Origin of the sequence: Streptomyces sp. RKAG293 (genome assembly GCF_023701745.1) — a bacterium.
Lineage (GTDB): Bacteria > Actinomycetota > Actinomycetes > Streptomycetales > Streptomycetaceae > Actinacidiphila.
The window spans coordinates 3,043,032-3,059,774 of sequence record NZ_JAJOZB010000001.1 but is presented as its reverse complement, the minus strand read 5'-3'; the positions used below and the strand labels follow the sequence as shown (position 1 = coordinate 3,059,774).

The 16,743-nt window shown below is 67.1% G+C and carries 9 protein-coding genes and 1 pseudogene; 5 read left to right on the top strand and 5 right to left on the bottom strand.

Translation table 11 applies throughout. The annotated features are described in order from the left end of the window. The first annotated feature begins 558 nt into the window (after positions 1–558). Positions 559–861, top strand: coding sequence for a transposase family protein (locus tag LNW72_RS41625; protein WP_250975639.1), 303 nt, complete (start codon positions 559–561; stop codon positions 859–861). A 148-nt stretch (positions 862–1,009) separates the two neighbouring features. Beyond that, positions 1,010–1,192 (top strand): annotated as a pseudogene (locus LNW72_RS42075) (IS5/IS1182 family transposase); the annotation flags it as partial. Positions 1,193–1,251: 59 nt separating this feature from the next. Here LNW72_RS42075 and LNW72_RS13525 read toward each other — a convergent pair. Then, positions 1,252–2,214 carry an LAETG motif-containing sortase-dependent surface protein gene (locus LNW72_RS13525; RefSeq protein ID WP_250975638.1) on the bottom strand — a complete coding sequence of 321 codons (963 nt, stop codon included), beginning with the start codon at positions 2,212–2,214 and terminating at the stop codon, positions 1,252–1,254. A 756-nt stretch (positions 2,215–2,970) separates the two neighbouring features. Between LNW72_RS13525 and LNW72_RS13520 the strand changes: the two genes are divergently transcribed. Further along, on the top strand, positions 2,971–3,603 hold the full coding sequence (locus tag LNW72_RS13520; RefSeq protein ID WP_250975637.1) for a polysaccharide deacetylase family protein: 633 nt from the start codon (positions 2,971–2,973) through the stop codon (positions 3,601–3,603). A 296-nt stretch (positions 3,604–3,899) separates the two neighbouring features. Here the strand turns inward: LNW72_RS13520 and LNW72_RS13515 are convergent, their stop codons facing one another. Beyond that, on the bottom strand, positions 3,900–6,665 hold the full coding sequence (locus tag LNW72_RS13515; RefSeq protein ID WP_250975636.1) for an N-acetylmuramoyl-L-alanine amidase: 2,766 nt from the start codon (positions 6,663–6,665) through the stop codon (positions 3,900–3,902). A gap of 534 nt (positions 6,666–7,199) precedes the next feature. Between LNW72_RS13515 and LNW72_RS13510 the strand changes: the two genes are divergently transcribed. Further along, complete coding sequence (locus LNW72_RS13510) at positions 7,200–13,394, top strand: DNRLRE domain-containing protein (protein ID WP_250975635.1); 6,195 nt, start codon at positions 7,200–7,202, stop codon at positions 13,392–13,394. 93 nt (positions 13,395–13,487) lie between these two features. Then, positions 13,488–13,706 carry a hypothetical protein gene (locus LNW72_RS13505; RefSeq protein ID WP_250975634.1) on the top strand — a complete coding sequence of 73 codons (219 nt, stop codon included), beginning with the start codon at positions 13,488–13,490 and terminating at the stop codon, positions 13,704–13,706. 824 nt (positions 13,707–14,530) lie between these two features. Here the strand turns inward: LNW72_RS13505 and LNW72_RS13500 are convergent. The 3 genes from LNW72_RS13500 to LNW72_RS13490 form a co-directional block, all read right to left on the bottom strand. After that, positions 14,531–15,532, bottom strand: a complete 1,002-nt coding sequence (locus LNW72_RS13500) for a hypothetical protein (RefSeq protein ID WP_250975633.1) — start codon at positions 15,530–15,532, stop codon at positions 14,531–14,533. Continuing rightward, positions 15,529–16,176 (bottom strand): plasmid partition protein, encoded by a 648-nt coding sequence (locus LNW72_RS13495; protein ID WP_250975632.1) that lies wholly within the window; start codon positions 16,174–16,176, stop codon positions 15,529–15,531. The genes LNW72_RS13500 and LNW72_RS13495 overlap by 4 nt, the downstream gene beginning before the upstream one ends. 108 nt (positions 16,177–16,284) lie before the next feature. After that, complete coding sequence (locus LNW72_RS13490) at positions 16,285–16,695, bottom strand: helix-turn-helix domain-containing protein (RefSeq protein WP_250980139.1); 411 nt, start codon at positions 16,693–16,695, stop codon at positions 16,285–16,287. Between the last annotated feature and the right edge of the window lie 48 nt (positions 16,696–16,743).

Below are 16,743 nucleotides of genomic sequence, written 5' to 3'. Positions count from 1 at the left end.
CGTCTTACTCTTCCTGTCCCTGGGGACTTGTCGCGCCGCAGAAGCCGCACGATAGCGCTGGAAGCGATCTTGCACTCGCGGCAATGACGGCCTCATCATGGCAGGCATGTTCCCTTCGGGCTCCGCCTGGTTCGGTCTGGCTGTGGGTGCCGCGCTTCTTGTCGAGTGCACTGCGTTCTTCGTGTTCCGCCACCGGCCGGGGAGCGCGAGGCGTCGTCCGCGTGGCAGTCAATCGCCGATGCTTCTATGTATGGGCGTCATGCTCACCAGCGGCAGCGCGGCGCGCCTGTGTGGGTGGACCGGCGTTGGCATGAGGACGGTCTTCCTGATCGGGATGGTCGCCGCCGTTGCGACCGCCGTGTTCGCGATTCGATCGTTGGTGTCCCGCGCTTCTGCGCAGAGCCGGACTATCCTGCCGTCGCAGCCGGAGTAGGAGCCTGCCCCGATCGGCAGGTCCGCTCCTGGCGGGTAGGCCCCGGTATCAGGACTTAAACGGCCACGCGGGATCATCCGAATGTGAAGTCGAGTTGGGCCCGCGCGGCCTGTTCTGATTCCGCCGTGTGCGGGATTTCGAAGGAACACCTGGGTGCCCTGATCAATGAGCTGTCCGGTCCGTGGCTGGCGGTCAGGGAGGCTGGGCAGGGCAAACGGCGCGGTCATGCCCGGTTGCGGGTCGCCGGGGCTGGGCCTGATCACCAACTGGTCTTCGCCGACCGGGTGCTGGTGACCCTGGTGGCGTTGCGCTGGGCACTGTCGCACCGGGTGCTGGCGGTGCTGTTCGGTGTGTCGGCCTCCACTGTCGATCGGGCGGTGGCCGAGATCCTTCCGTTCCACCGAGACCGCACGATGGCCCAGGATTGAACCCCTCAGATCGGCCCAAATTCAGCCGTTGCCGACATTCATCAACGCCATCCGGTCTTCGAGCTGAACTCAATGGCATTCTTGTGCAGGGCTCGCAGGACGGGAAGGTCTGCTTCACCGAGATAGCACAATGCAGACCCGCCGCCAGTCGAAGTGGGTCCGTCGAAGGGGAGCTCGGATACGGTGCAGGTCCCGCTACCGGGGCCTGACAAAGACCAGCCTCCAGCACCAGCTCACCGGCACCCCCCGAGCCCGCACCCGAACCAGCCACTTTGCAGCACTGTGCCCCGCCGAGCTGACGCTCGGCGGGGTACAAGCAGGGGCCGAATGAACCAACAGCGTCCCCCGCCGGGGTGCGGCCCCTCATACAGTCGCTGTGCTGGTGGTGGGCTAGATGGTGGTGGTCTTGCGGCGGCGGACGATGAAGATGGCGCCGGCGCCGAGGGCTACGGCTGCGCCGCCGACTGCAGCGATCATCGGGGTGGCGTTGGAGGAGCCGGTCTCGGCGAGGTTTCCGGTGACGTGCGGCAGGGTGCTCTTGTTGGGCGTGGTGGTCGGCAGGGGGACCTTGCCGCCGGTCTGGGGGACGGTGCCGTCGGTGGTGGTGCCGGGGGCGACGATCTGGACGAGGTAGGCGTGGCCGCTGTCGCCGAGGCAGTGGTCCTGGCCGTTGGTGTACACGCCGCCGCCGAGGGTCATGCCCTTGCCGATGGGGGCGTTGGCCTTGACGTCCAGGCGCAGCTTGATGGTGACCTTCTCGCCGGCTTTGAGGGTGTCGCTGAAGCCGGCGAAGCCGACGGAGTGGCCGGCGCCGTCGTTGATGCTCTGCCAGGCACCTGACTGGTCGTCGTACGCCTGCAGGACGACCTGCTTGGTGGAGAAGGCGTCCGGGGCGTCCTGGGAGGCGGAGCCGACACCTGCGTAGAACAGAACCGCTGAGGCGTCCGTGTCGGACTCATTGGTCGTGGTCAGGGTGAGGTTGTGCCATCCGCTGCCCGCGACGATCTTGCCGGGCAGGCCGGTGAGGGTGGTGGTGACCTTCTCCTGGTAGCCGGGCTTGTCCGCGCACAGGCCGGGCTCATCCGTCGGCTCGCCGGTCGGCGTGGCGGAGGTGGTCGGCTTTGCGGGTGACGTGGACGCGGTCGGCTTCGTGCTGACGGTGGCCGTAGCGGTGGGGCTGGCGGTGGCCGTCGGCGTCGCAGTCGGGCTGCCCGAGGTGCTCGGGCTCGCCGTGACGGAGGTGCCTGTGGCGGGGAGTGCGGTGCCGGCGAAGGCGGTGGTCGCGGACAGCAGTGCGGCGGGCGCGATGACGGCGGTCGCAGCGACGGTCACCAGGGTGCGGCGGAGCTTCATGCAAGACCTCTCGGGTCCAAAAAAGAGATAGGAGAGGCCGCCACGGAGTGATCTCACGCAGGACGGCCCGGCTGATCGTAAGACCAAACAACGACCCCGCTGAGTAAAGATTTGATCGCCCCGGGCCCAACAACTCCCCCCGTAGCTCGGGCAAAAGGCGCAAGGTCGGGCAGTTGTCCACGCGGGTCACGATTCTTCAGAGACCTATCTCACAGAGCCCTCGAAGGAGCCGCTGGAGAACAGAAGGGCTGGCCCCCGCGGGCCACCATTCCAGGACCCTAAGGCGTGCAGGGGGTGGCCGGAGCGGTACGGACTCGGGTACTTATCGGAACGTGCGTAACTGCAGGCCCGCGCCGCATAGCTGGCCCGCCCACACCTTCCACGTCGGGGGGTCTCGCGCGTGTGTAAGCGCACCCCGGCCGCGGGCTTGGCTGCACCACGCCGGTAATATCAACGGACAATGCCCCCGTAGTAAAAGGCGCCGTGCCGATGGGCTGGCGTGACCACGATGGAGCCCACATGAGACGTCGCGCCCTATTGGCCGCCATAGCGGGCGCGACTGCGGCAGGATGTACGGCTCAGCCGGCGCACCCCGCTGATCCCCCCGTATCCTCTGCACCCGAAGCGCGGCCGCCGAAGGCTGCGCCTTCGGCCGCGACGCCCTCTTCGGGGGTGAGGTCCGAGCCCACTCGTGCGGCGGTGGTAGCCCGCTACGGCGCACTGAAGGCCCGCAGTTGGGGGTTCGACGCTCCAGGCGTGGTGACCTCCCTGCCCGCCTCCCAGCGGGCGATCGCGTTGACCTTCGATGCCTGCGGCGGGCGGGGTGGCAGCGGTTACGACCGTGACCTGATCGACTTCCTTCGGTCGCGTCGGGTGCCGGCGACGTTGTTCCTCAACTCTCGCTGGATCGACGCGAACCCGGTGGCTTTCCGCAAGTTGGCGGGTGAGCCGTTGTTCGAGATTGCCAATCACGGGACCCGGCATCCTCCCTTGTCGGTGTCCGGTCGCTCCGCCTACGGCATCCCTGGCACCCGGAGCGCTGGAGAGGTCTATGACGAGGTTGCGGGAAACCATGCCAAGCTCACCCGGCTGCTCGGCCGCGCACCGCGTTTTTTCCGCCCGGGTACCGCCTACTGCGACGACGTCGCCGCACGCATCGTGACCGCACTGCACGAGCAGGTCGTGGCGTTCACGGTCAACGGCGATGGCGGCGCGACCTTTACACCCCAGCAGGTGGACGACACCGTTCGCCGCGCCCGTCCGGGGTCGATCGTGATCGGGCACATGAATCACCCGGAGGGCGGCACCGCTGAAGGGATCGCCAGGGCAATACCCCGGCTCTTGGCGTCCGGCCACCGGTTCGTGCGCCTGTCCGACGCCCTGCACTGAAACATCCGGCACCCGCCCGCGCTCTGGTGCCATCACCGAGGACTGCCGCCGGACCGTCCGTCGAGATCATCATCGCGAGCGTCGCGACGCCCACGGGATCGCGACGATCACCGAGTATGCGACTTCCCCACAGCCTCGTCCAGGGATTGAACGAAGGCAGTGTTCCACCTGGACGAGGGTCATGACCGCAGCAGGGGGTCACGGATAGGGCGCCCGCTGTGCGACCCCGGCGAAAGCCGGTGCCGCACAGCGGGCGCACAACCTGGACGGGTCGGGTTGTCGGCGCCGTCGACCGGTCAGCCGATGAGGGCGTTGTACATCTGCCAACCGGTGGTGACGAGCGACCGTGCGGCGAAGGGGGCTGCCGCGTTGCCGGTGCCGCGGTAGAGCCACAGACGGCCGGTCGTGTCGCGGGCGAGCAGGTCTGCCTTGCCGTCGTTGGTCAGGTCGGATGTACCGACGATGAGGTTGTGCATCTGCCAGCCGGTGCCGATCTTGAGGCGGGCGGCCCAGGGCGCCGCGGGGTTGCCAGTACCGCGGTAGAGCCACAGGCCGCCTGTGGTGTCGCGCGCGATCAGATCGGTTTTTCCGTCGCCGGTCAGGTCGCCTCCTCCGACCAGCATGTTGTGCATCTGCCAGCCGGTGCCGATCTTGAGGCGGGTGGTGAAGGGGGCTGCGGGGTTGCCGGTGCCGCGGTAGAGATAGAGGATGCCGGCGGTGTCCCGTGCGATCAGGTCCGGCTTGCCGTCCCCGGACACATCACCCACGCCGATGAGGGCGTTGTAGATCTGCCAGCCGGTCCCGGCCTTGACCCGTGTGGCGAAGGGGGCTGCGATGTTGCCGGTGGCCTTGTAGTACCAGAGCGTGCCCGACGGCTCGCGGGCGATCAGGTCGCCGGTGCCGTTGGCGTGGAATCCGGACAGGTCGATCAGGGCGTTGTAGCCCTGCCAGCCGGCGCTGAGACGGTAGCGGTACAGGAAGGGGGTCGTGGCGCTGCCGCTGCCCTGGTACTGCCACAGCACGCCGGACTTGTCGAGTGCGACCAGGTCGGAACGAGTGGCGCTGTTGGACGGTCGGGTGCTGTTGATCTGTTGCACGTCGTCGGCGCGGACCCAGGCGAGTCGGTGGTTGTAGCGGATCGGGATGAACTTGGTGGTTCCGGTGATCAGGGTGTGGTCGCCGGGGGCGCTGTTGTCGAAGTTCATGGCGTAGAAGTAGTCCCCGGCCACGGTCGGCCCGCCGGGCACGTAGACCTGCCCCGCCTTGATGCTGTACTTCGTCAGCGCCTTGTCGGTGTCCGCCTGGACGGGCACCTGGGTGCCGGTGTAGTCGGCCGTCCGCGGATAGGCCCTGCCGTACACGGGAATCGAGGCGAGCCCCGCCTTCGGGGTGACGACCGGCTGCGTGCTCGTGCCGACGGGGGCGGTCAGCTGGCCGCCGGGGTTGTAGAACCAGCCTTGCCGACCGCCGTACCAGATCGCCGTCCAGTCGCCCTTCACCGCGGCGACCACGTAGTGGTTGCCGGTGACGGCCTTGGCGGCCCAGTCCGGGCCCTGCGTGCTGCCCGCGGCTCCGGCCCGCAGATACGGATCCGAGATCAGTGGCGAGCTGGTGGAGGCATCGGAGTAGAGGTAGAGGAAGTTCGCCGGGTGCGGCGTCTGCGTCGTGCAGGTGGGGGAGCAGTACACGATGGCCGGCTGGTTGGCCGTGGTGAACGGCGGCGCGATGGTGATCTCCTGGCCGGCCAGGACGGGGCTGCCCCCGCCGCCGTCGCCGGTCGGCGCGCCCATCAGGGAGAAGTAGTGGTTCCAGTCCCAGTAGGGGCCCGGGTCCCAGTGCATGCCGGCGACGTTGGCGTCGAGCGGGCCGGGTACCTCGTCGTGGCCGATGATGTGCTCGCGGTCCAGTGGAATGCCGAAGCGGGTCGCGAGGTACTTCACCAGCGCCGCCGACGACTCATACTGCGATTCGCTGTACCAGGACCCCGCCTTGATCGCGAAGCCCTCATGCTCGATACCGATCGAATGCATGTTGAGGGTCTTGTTACCCGCCTGCCAGGCAGTGTCCTTGGTCGGCACCAGCTGGGTGACCAGACCGTCCGAGGCACGGATCAGGTAATGCGCGCTGGCGGACTTCGCCGGGTTCTGAAAGACACTCAGGGAACCTTCGTAGCCGCCCTCGGTGTCATGGATGACGATGTAGCGAATGTCGACACCGTCGGCCGGCCGGTTCGTCACGTCGTAGTTGCCGTAGTCAGCCGGATCCGTGCTGTTCTGCTTGTACGCCGCGGGCCGGAAATCGCAGTTCAGGCCCGCCGGGCACTCGGGTGTCGGAGCGGCGGCCGTGCTGGCGAACGTCGCGGCCAGCTTCATCTTCGCCGGCTTCACGGGGGTCACCGACGGGTCGGCGGGCAGGGTGACTCGTTGCCCATCGGCGGTGACCCGGCTGCCGCCGCGGTTGATGGTCTGGAAGACGCGCTGGGTGAACAGCTGGGCGCCCTTGGCGTCCGGCGCCTGGCTGTAGCGGGCCACAGCCGCGTACCACTGGCCCGCATCCTCGGGCAGCGAACCCGTCGCTTCCTTCTCATACTCGGCCAGCAGCGCCGCCCCGCCCCTGACGCTCTCCTCGCGATCGGTACGCAGCGAGCCGGCCGTCGCACCGGTCAGCTCGGCCGCCGCATCCAGCGTGTGCAGGCGAGGGTCGGAGGTCTCGGCCTGGCCGTCGTCGCCCTGCAGCGCCCGGGTGGGGTTGAACTTCTTCATCCGGGCGGGATCGCCACTCATGTTGAGATGCGACAGCCGCTCCGCCCGGGTCGGCTCCACGACGTCCTTGGGCGTGACCTGGGTCAGGCCCATGACGTTGTAGTTCCCGGCCGTACTGGGCTGGCCCTGGTGCGTCTCCCACCGGGTCAAATGGTACGAGACCGCCATCAGCACGCTCTGCGGTACGTGAAACTCCTGCGCGGCGTCAGCGAACTCCCGCTCCAGTCCGGCCGCCGGATCCAGCACGGGAGCGGCACTGCCGGACGGATCCGCCAGCGCGAACGTCCCGATGGCCGCCACGGATCCCGCGATGAGCGTGGCCGCTATGCCGATCGGCAGAAACTTCCCCGACCGGCGATGTCTACGAGTCAACGACCTGCCTCGATCTTCCGGCGCGCCCAGGCGCCCTGTGTGTCATGTCAAAGACAGGCAGACGCTAGCAGCGAGAACGCGGGATGAGACCAACAAGATCTGGTGGGGGCCAGGTCGCGCGGTAACCGGCAGCTACTGCGGGTAGCCGCAGTGTCGGTTCGACAGTCGTGGTGTCCGATTCGGTACTGATCGTTCCCTGATCCGCCTGCCGCAAGGGTCGGTTCCAGTAGCTGAGTAAAGATTCCGTATGTGCGGGTCCCGTAAAGATCAACAAGTCCGCTTTGGGAGCACGAAGCATCATTTTGGCCTCGCTACGGTTCGCCTGAGTGGCTCAAGTCATGGGCCCGGAACAGACTGTAGGGACATATGAGAGCCAGAGGGATAAGGGCTTGGCGTGGCAGCGCCTGGCCCAATCCGGGGGGTACTTGGACGCGGCGCATAGCTGTGTCCGTGGCGGTCGCGATGGCTGTCACACTGCTGGACGGCACCAGCGCAGCGATAGCCGCGCCGCAGAAGACCGCTCCCCAGCAGACGGCCGGACACTACGCGACGACCGCTGCGGACATCCCCTCCGCGCGGGTAGCGGCGCGGTTGTCGGGTAAGCAGGTGGAGGCGCTCTCGGAGCGGTCGGAGACCTCCACGACGTGGGTGAACGCGAATGGTTCGCTGACGACGGAGGTGTCGGCCGGCCCGATCCGGTTCAAGGACAACGGCCAGTGGCGGCCTGTCGATCTGGACCTGGTGCAAAACGGTGATGGCAGCGTGGCGCCCAAGGCCCACCCGCGGGGTCTGAAGCTGGCCGGTGGGGGCGGCACCACAGCCCGCTCGCTGACCGATGCCGGCACCGCGCCCGCTCGTGATCTGGTAACGCTGGGTGCGGGTGATCAGCAGATCGCCCTGCAGTGGAAGGGCGGTCTGCCCAAGCCGACACTCAGCGGGACACGCGCCACGTATGTCAACGCCGTTCCGGGCGCGAACCTGGTCGTGGAGGCCACCCGTACCGGTTTCGAGCAGTTCGTCGACATCGCCCAGCGGCCCGCCGCAGGGGGCTTCGCCTACACGCTGCCGTTGAAGACCAAGGGCCTGAGCGTCAAGCAGCTCGCCGACGGCAGTCTGCAGTTCACCGATGCCAAGAACAACAAGCGGGCCGTAATGCCCGCCCCCACCATGTGGGACGCGCAGATCGATCCGGTCTCCGGCGAGCACACCCACCAGGCACCGGTGGCGTTGAAGGTCGTCGCAGACAAGGGCTCGGTCGACCTGGTCTTCACCCCGGACACCAAGTTCTTGGCGGATCCGAAGACGAAGTTCCCTGTCACGGTTGACCCGTCCACCGCGACCCTCGGAAACGTTTTCGACACCTACGCCCAGCAGGGCGTGACGGTCGATGAGTCCACCGATACCGAGCTGGACCTGGGCAACCCGGGCACCACGAACACCGACGGCACACCCCGTACCGCGCGCTCCTTCATCACCTGGAACACCGCACCGTTCGCGGACGCCCTGGTGACGAGTGCGAAGCTGAGCCTGTGGGACTTCCACGCGGGCAACAACGTGGACTGTGCGGCGTACCCGTGGGAGGTATGGGACACCGATAAGGCATCCACGTCCACCCGCTGGCCGGCGCAGCCGGTCTGGCACACCAAGTCCGCCACCTCGACGGAGACCCGCGGCAACCCCTCGTGCACCGCGGCACCCGACGGGTGGATCAACGCCGACGTCACCACCCTCGCTCAGACCTGGGCGTCGCTGAAGAACGCCACGTCCGGCATGGGCCTGCGCGCTTCCAGCGAAACCGTTGTCGCGCAGTGGAAGCGGGTGAACTCCGCGAACGCGGCGTCCAATCCGCCGAAGCTGGTCGTCACCTACAACTACCGGCCGCGCAACGGCACGGACCCGCAGGCAGGTCCGCCGTTCTTCAAGGATGCTGCGGGCACCTGGTACACCAACACCGTCACACCGGTACTGCGGGACACCTTTGCCGATCCCAACAATGACAAGGTCAACGCCACCTTCCAGGTCTACGACAACGCCACCGGCACCCAGGTCGGCTCCAACGTCACCTCGCCGTTCGTGCCTGCCGGGCAGCCGGCATCGGTGACTGTGCCGGCCGGGTTGCTGGTCAACGGCAAGTCGTACAAGTTCCGCTCCACCTCCTACGACGGCACCCATTACAGCGTGGGCTGGGGTGGATGGACGAACTTCACCGTCGACACCTCCGCGCCGTCGGCGCCGGCGTCGGTGACCTCCACCGACTACCCGTCCGCGGCCTGGGTCAAGGGCGCCGGCCAGGTCGGCAAGTTCACCGCAACTCCCCCTGCCGGTGACCAGAGCGGCATCGAGTGGTCCCTGGACGGCACCACCTGGACGAAGGTCACCACCAGCGGTACCACCACCCCGGTGAACTTCAACGTCACCCCGGCCAAGGCCGGCACCAACACCCTCCAGGTCCGCACCACGGACAAGGCGGAGAACAAGTCCGAGCCGATCGCCTATACCTTCCACGTCGGACCCGGCGGCGTCACCCTGCCCGATGACGGCACCCGAACTGCCGCCCGTGTCCCGCTGACCGCGGAAGCCGACAGCTCCAAGTACAACGCGGTCACGTTCTCCTGGCGCCGCGGCGACGCCGACGCCTGGGCACCGATCCCGGCCGGCGACGTCACCAACGCGGGTACTGCGCTGACCTCCTGGCCCGTGGCTCTGACCGCCGGCAAGAGCCCCAACCTGGCCTGGAACGCCACCTCCACGGTCAATCCCGACGGGGCCGTTCAGCTCAAAGCCGACTTCACCGGCGCTGGTGGGGTGAGCGCGACATCCGATTCCATCGACCTCGTGGTCGACCGCACAGCGGACGGTGCCACGACCACCAGCGTGGGCCCAGGAGCGATCAACCTCCTGACCGGTGACTACACCCTGGCAGCCACCGACGCCACCTTCTTCGGCATGACGGTTGCACGGTCAGCGTCCTCGCGCTCCCCGCAGGCCGGTGGTGCCACCGATGGCCAGTCGCCCATCTTCGGCAAGGAATGGCTGTCGGGCACCACGGCGGAAGTGACGGCGTCGAACTACACGAGCATCCGCAAGACGTCTGCCACTTCTCTTGACGTCCTGACCAGCGCGGGATCGACGATCAAGTTCACCGCGAACGCGGCGAACACCGGCTGGGTCCCTGAAACCGGAGCGGGAAACCTGACGCTGAAGGGAGCGTTCACCTCCGGCGACTTCACCCTCTCGGACACCCAGGGAACGGTGACGGTCTTCTCCAAGGTTGCGCCGGCCGCAACCGCATGGACGGTTACCAGCTCGCTGTCCAACGGCCTGGCCACCTCGACCACCCAGGTGGTCTCGGAGGCCGTGACCGTGGGCGGTCAGACCCTGGCGCGTCCCAAGCAGGTCATCGCGTCCAGCACCGCCACCACACTGGCCGCTTGCGCGGCAGATCCGTCCACCCGAGGGTGCCGGATCCTGCAATTCATCTACGCCTCGGCGACCACAGCCTCAGGGTCCACCTTCGGTGATGTGAAGGATCAGGTGTCCGCCGTCAAGCTGTGGGCGACGGCTCCAGGCGCGACGCTTTCCACGGCCACCACGGTGGCTCAGTACGCCTACGACAGCAGCGGCCGGCTTCGGGAGACCTGGGACCCCCGTGTCTCCCCGGCGCTCAAGACCTCCTACAGCTATGACACCAACGGCCGCGTCACCACTCTGACGCCCCCCGGGCAGCTGCCGTGGACGTTCGTGTACGGCCAGGCTGGGTCCAGCCCGACTGCTGGTGCGGGCATGCTCCTGTCGGCTTCCCGTCCGACGTTGACCCCGGGCAGTGCCACGCAGACCAACGGCACCGCCACGACCACGCTCGTCTACGGCGTCCCGCTGACCGGTGCCAGCGCTCCGAACGACCTCGGGTCTGCGGCGACCGCGTCCTGGGGTCAAAGCGACCTGCCCACCGATGCCACCGCGATCTTTCCCTCCGACCAGGTGCCGTCCTCCAGCGACGGCACCACCCTGGGCGCCGGTGATTACGCGCGAGCGGGAATCCACTATCTCGACGCCTCGGGCCGCGGGGTTGACGATGCCACACCAGGGCACCACATCGCGGTCACCGAGTACGACCGATACGCCAACGCGGTCCGCTCCCTGACGGCGGCGAACCGTGAACTGGCCCTCGGCACGACCCCGGCCCAGATCACGCAGCTCACCAACCTGGGCATCAACGCACTGTCAACGGGTGAGCGCGCACAACTGCTGTCCACCACCTCGGTCTTCGACGGCACCGGGGTCCGTGAGACAGACACCTACGGACCGCTGCACCAGATCACGCTGTCCGCCAACCTGATCAGCGGCACCACCACGGTGGCTTCCGCCGGCACCCAGGTCACGGGCCGGCAGCACACAGTGACGGAGTACGACTCCGGCCGCCCCACGGACGGCACGGCCAACGGGGCCAACGAGCCCACGAAGAAGACGACCGGAGCGCAGGCGCGCGCGTGGCCCGACCTCCTGGCCGACCCGCAGGTGACGTCGACTGCGTACGACTGGGTTAAGGACGAGCCCGTCAGCAGCACCGAAGACCCCTCCGGGCTTGCCCTCACCACGACGACGGCCTACAACAGCCAGGGTCAGGTGACAAAGACCAGTCAACCGGCGTCCTCGGGCACCGACGCCGGTACCACGCTGACGACGTACTACACCGGCACTGGGGCAGCCCCGTGCGGCGGCCGTCCGGAATGGGCAGACCTTATCTGCCAGACCGGACCGGCGGCCGCCATCACAGGCGGGGGCAGCAACCCCACCGAGCTGCCCACCAAGACGATGGAGTTCGGGCTGTTCGGCCAGACCACCAAGGTCACCGAAACAGCGAACTCCGTGACCCGCACCACCACCACCAGCTACGACAACGCCGGACGCCCCGCCACACTGTCCGTCAGCGGGGGGATCGGCACCGCGGTACCTTCGGTCACAACCGCCTATGACTCCATCACCGGGTTGCCGCTCACCCAGACTTCCTCCACCGGAGGAACGATCACCAAGACCTACGACGGCCTCGGCCGCCCGATGTCCTACACCGACGCCGACGGCGGAAGCACCAGGACCTCCTACGACGCCCTCGACCGGCCCACTTCGGTGACCGATTCGGTGCCGTCCACGACCTCCTACACCTACGACACCGCTGTGGACCCGCGGGGCATGGTCACCAAGGTGACCGACTCCGTGGCCGGCAGCTTCACCGCAGCCTACGACTCCGACGGCGGAATGATCGCTGAAGGGCTGCCCGGCGGCTACACCATGAAGGAGGGACGCGACCCCACGGGGGCTGCAACCGCCCGCACCTACACGCGGGACAGCGACGCCCTGGTTCTGGTTTCGGACAGCGTCACCGCAACCGCCCAGGGCCGGTGGGCCACGCACGCCGGCACCCCCGGAGTCACCGCCTCGCAGAACTACACCTACGACGCGACCGGACGCCTGACGCAGGTCCAGGACACCAGCACTGACGCCGTCTGCACCACCCGCGGTTACACCTTCGACAAGAACACCAACCGCAAAACCCTCGCCACGGCAGTGGGCGCACCCAACGCCGACTGCGCCACCACCGGCGGAACGACAACCAATTACACCTACGACACTGCCGACAGGCTGGTGAACACCGGGTACACGTACGACGCATTCGGCCGGACTACCGCCCTGCCCGGAACCAGCCTGGCGTACTTCGCCAACGACCTCGTGCAGCAGCAGACTGCTGGAACATCCCGTCAGACCTGGGCACTGGACTCCAACTTCCGTTTCCGCTCCTGGACCACGGAATCCAATGCCACCGGCACGTGGACGCAGACGGCGGCCAAGGTCAACCACTACGGATCCGACTCCGACAGCCCGCGCTGGACCGTGGAGAACTCATCGCCTGGGACGCTCACACGCAACGTGGCCGGTCCGGACAGCAGTTTGGCCGCTGTCACCACCGCCACGGGCGGCACAGTGCTGGAACTGCAGAATCTGCACGGCGACATCGCTCTTGCGCTGCCTGTCGACACGTCACAAGCCCCCGTGGTACTCGACTCCGATGAGTACGGCAACGTACGGACGAACCAGGCTGCCGTCCGCTACGCGTGGCTCGGCGGCGCCCAGCGTTCGGACGAGACCCTGACAGGACTCACGCTGATGGGGGTGCGTCTGTACAACGCTTCCACCGGCCGTTTCCTGTCGGTCGACCCGGTACCCGGAGGTAACGCCAACGCCTACGAGTACACGGGCGCTGATCCCGTCAACAAGGTCGACCTCGACGGACGGTGGAACCACTACAAAACCCTTTACGCCTCGTGGGGCAGGGTTTCATCGCATGTGTGGTCCTTCTGGGACTGGTGGGGATGGGGCTGGCATGTCGGAGCGTCCGTGCGCTTCACCTTCAATCGCTGGGGCACCAACAAAATAGCGAACGAAGGTCCCTACGCCCTGACGCTGTATGCCTTCCTCGCCGCAGCGGTAGGCGGATACGCCGCCACGATCATGTACATCATCGGCGCTGTCGCGGCGTGGATCACGTGGGAAGCCTACCGAGCAAAAGAGCGAGGCAAGTGCCTGTACTTCTATGCCAGCGCACGCTGGATAAACGGGGTTCCGTACTGGTACTACTATCCTGCTTCGCAGTCCTGCTAGACAGTTGAATCTCATCGCTTAACGGCCTGGTCGGCGCCCCACGGGCGCCGGCCAGGCCTGAATCACCAGACCTGCCAAAGTAGAGGTGCAAAGATGATGAAACTCCCCCGTGCTTTGTCCGCATCCGTCCTTCTCTTCGCATTCGGAAGCCTGCAGGGGGCGATCTATCTTGCTGAGTTCATCGCCAGCGGAGACCGCATGAACGGCTTCATCGAGACTGCCGCCGCTGAACTCTTCGTCGCATGGGCAGTAGCCGGAATACATTTCCTTCGGGAACGCAAATCTGCGACGGCGAGCCGGACGCACATCTAATTCCCGCAGTGCGCCATCGCAACAACAACGGTCGCTGTGACAGATGAGGAAAACAATGAAGCGCAGCCGGCGGGCCGTTCTGGCATCCGTGGCAGGGTTCGCTCTCGCCGGTTGCGCGGACCTGATACGGCCGAACCAATGACGGCCCGGCCACGCCCGACACGCCACTCGCCACGGCTGTGAACCCCGTGGCGAGCACGGCGCCTGCGAGCGGACTGCCCGCCACGGGCCTCCCAGAGACCCGTGACGAGATCGTTGCCCGCTACGGCCATCCCACCCCGCACAGCTGGGGCTTCGACGCACCCGGGGTACCGCACTCACTGCCCACCACTGACCATGCGATTTCGTTGACCTTCGACGCCTGCGGGGGCCCGGGCGTTGGCGGCTACGACGAAGCGTTGACCGATTTCCTCCGACGACGGGAAATGCCAGGCAACCTTGTTCCTCAACTCCCTTTGGTTCGAAGCCAATCCGGCAGCAAACTGTTACCTCGCCGGTCCGTTGTCCGGTACTTCCTTCCCAAGGCGCCCTGCGCGCAGCAGAGATACCGTCGCCCACCGCTTGAGGGCAAGCACTTCTGAACGGGGCGAACTCATCCCCGCCGCACGCCCGCAGGGCCAGGAGATAGCCATCCGATCGCGGAAGGCACGTGCGGGACGAGGGACGACAGACAGGCCGGAGCGTGCGAGAGCACGCCCCTCACGGACGGACCACGACCTGCACTTCAACGAGTTGGACCTGATCCGAGCGCCGGACCTTGGGACCGACCGACCTGTGGGTGTCGATGGGTCGGCCCCAAAGGTGGGGAGCGCCGCATAGGTTGCTCAGCCTGAAGCAGCGCGCAATGTCTCGGCCGCGTGGGTTAGCCGCTCAACGATCGCTCGACACAGACCGCCGTGTTCGACGTTGGCCGAACCGGATAGGGCGGCTGTACTGATGTCCCCTTCGATGGCAATGACCCGAGCAAGGATGCTCTGAAGCATGTTCTCCGAGGCGAGATCGCCCAGGAAGCCATTCGCAGTTTGGACGCGATCGTGATCGGATCCTGCCATCGAAGCAGCAGGCTTGGCCGTGACCTCCTCGTGACTATCTGCAAAATTTTGCACAGTTGGTGAGGGTGGCTGTTGAGGCCTCGTCGTGCTTGTGGTGAGGGCGTGCCGTTCTGCCCGGCTGCCCGTCGTGAGTGGAAGGGCGTCGGCGCTCATGAGTTGACGAGTTGCTGCCTGGAACTGGGTTTCCTCGGCTGGCCAACCTGCGGTTTTCAGAACCAGTCGGACTATCTGGCCGGTGATGGTGGCGGTGAGCCGGCGGTCCTCTGCTGCGGCGCGTGCGCGTATCTGTTGGTAGAGGTCGGTTGCGGCGGTGAGTCCGAAGCGTCTTACGACGGGGAGTAGCGCGCGGGTGTGCGAGGCGGTTGCGGGTTCCCCCATGGTCTGGGTGAGGCGTTCGGCCAGGGGCCATTCCTCGATCATTTGGTAGGCGGCGCGTGCGCTGATTTCCCAGCGTTCTTCGACGTAGGTGTCGAAGCGGGTGTGGGTGTGGCGGTAGAGCTTGCGGTTGCAGATGGTGTGGAGGGCTTTGCCGGCGAGCCACGTCGCCGTGGCAAGGTTCTCGACGGCCCGTTCGCAAACCCCGAGCTGATGCATTTCGTCCGGTGTGAGTTCGCCGGAGGCGTCGACCGCAACCGGGGCGGCGATCATGTCGGCGGTGATGACCAAGTCGGCAGGGCGCTCGGTCGTCCGGTGGGGCGTTGGGCTGTTGCTGCCTCCGAGATGCTGTTCTTCGCGTCGGGTACGCAGTGCGGCGGCGCGGTCCTGGCCGCTCATCGCAGCTCTCCCGTCCAGGGGAGGAGGAGGCCGCGATCGATCATCTCGGTGACGAGTTCGTCGTATGCGGATCCGCGGGCGGTGACGGGTTCGAGCATGGACTGTGCGTAGATCTGGCGGTTGGGGATGGTGGTGGTGAAGACGTTCCAGCCGTCTTCGCGGAGGTAGTTGCGGTACTGGCCGGTGGCTTTGGCGCTGGCGGTGGTGCGGTTGAGGAGGACCCAGGTAGGGGGTGGGTTGCCGTCGGGGCGAAGTACGTCGACGTCGTCGATCAGTTCGCGCATGGGGAGGCGTTCGATGCGGTCGATGTCCGCGGTGGTGGGGGCGGTGCTGAGGATGGCGAGGTCGGTGACGCGTAGTACCGACTGGACGATGTTGCGGTGGTCCTCGGCGTGTCCGCAGTCGACAATGCCGATCTGCTCGGGGCGCATGGCCGGGGGCACGTTCTTGTGGAATAGGGGAGAGGCCTGCTGCTGGACTGGGAACGGGAATCCGCCGGAGCGCACGTCCCACTCCGCGAGCTGGCGACTGTAGTCGGCCTCGAAGGCGACGACCGGATACCCGCGCTCATGGAGGGCGTGAGCGTGCCATCCGGCGGAGGTGGTCTTGCCGCTCGTACGGGGGCTGATATAGGCGATGATCACTGAAGCTCCTGGAATGTGTGGGTGGACGGGCAGGTCGACGTGCGCCCCGTCGTCACGGGTGGCGACGGCCCTGGGTGAGCCGCATGCGCGGGGCAGGTTCCGGCGGTCTTAGGGCGGACGGCCCGCTCGCCGGCCCTGCGGACCCGGGCGTTGCGGGGGTCGCATTGGTGTGCCGGCCGTGCGGAGCAGGCGGTAGATCGTGGTCACGGAGCAGCCGTGGTCGGCGGCCAGCGCGGGGACCGACTGCCCCGCCTCGTAGCGACTTCGGAGCGCGGCCATCAGCTGGTGGCGGACAAACGCGGCGGTGGCCTTCCGCAGCTGGCGTGCTTGGAGCGGCGTCCGAAGGGTGGCTCCGGCTTCCTGCAGCAGGCGGCGGACCGTTCGGGCGGATCGGCCGCATTGGGTCACGAGATCGCCGAGAGTTGCCCCCTGCTCGTAGCGGGTACGCAGTCCAGCGGCGAGAAGGGTGCGTCTCGCAGCGGCACCACGATGGCGGCGGGTTTCTTGCGGCGTGCGCATCACGGTTCCTGCGGCCCGCAAGCGGTTCACCACCGTGCCCTGAGACAG